This window comes from Vibrio sp. 10N.261.52.A1, assembly GCF_002876325.1.
Classification (GTDB): Bacteria; Pseudomonadota; Gammaproteobacteria; order Enterobacterales; family Vibrionaceae; genus Vibrio; species Vibrio chagasii.
This window is the reverse complement of record NZ_MCYD01000365.1, coordinates 1-377: the sequence shown is the minus strand read 5'-3', so window position 1 is coordinate 377 and position 377 is coordinate 1. Positions and strand designations below refer to the sequence as shown.

Sequence of the window (377 nt, the reverse complement as noted above, 5' to 3'; positions counted from 1 at the left end):
TCACGACGTCCTGTGGCAACTTTTTTCCTTGGAGGCTCAAAGAGTTGCGGCATATCGATTTGCAAACCCATAGCCAATTTCTGCATCGCTTGGAACGTCGGTGAGATTTGTTCGTTCTCAATTTTACTCAGCGTAGAACGTGCCAAACCAGTGCGTTGGCTCGCCTCTTCTAACGTAATGCCCAGCTTGCTGCGGATATCTTTAATACGTTGGCCAAGCCTAAGTGGTTCGATATTCTGATCTAACGTCTCTTTCGCCAACGTTAAAGATGGGTACTCATCATAAATGTCTTCTGACATAGGTCCCTCATTTATTTCTTACTTCCTGTCTATTGATTTCATTGTTGCATGAAGCGCTTTGTTGATTAAAGAGCACAC

The 377-nt window shown here is 44.0% G+C and carries 1 protein-coding gene; it reads right to left on the bottom strand.

Annotation, left to right across the window (positions count from 1 at the left end; all coding sequences use genetic code 11):
- On the bottom strand, nt 1-299 hold a 299-nt coding region (locus BCT81_RS04415; RefSeq protein WP_133152543.1), incomplete at its 3' end, for a helix-turn-helix transcriptional regulator.
- Nucleotides 300-377: the final 78 nt, after the last annotated feature.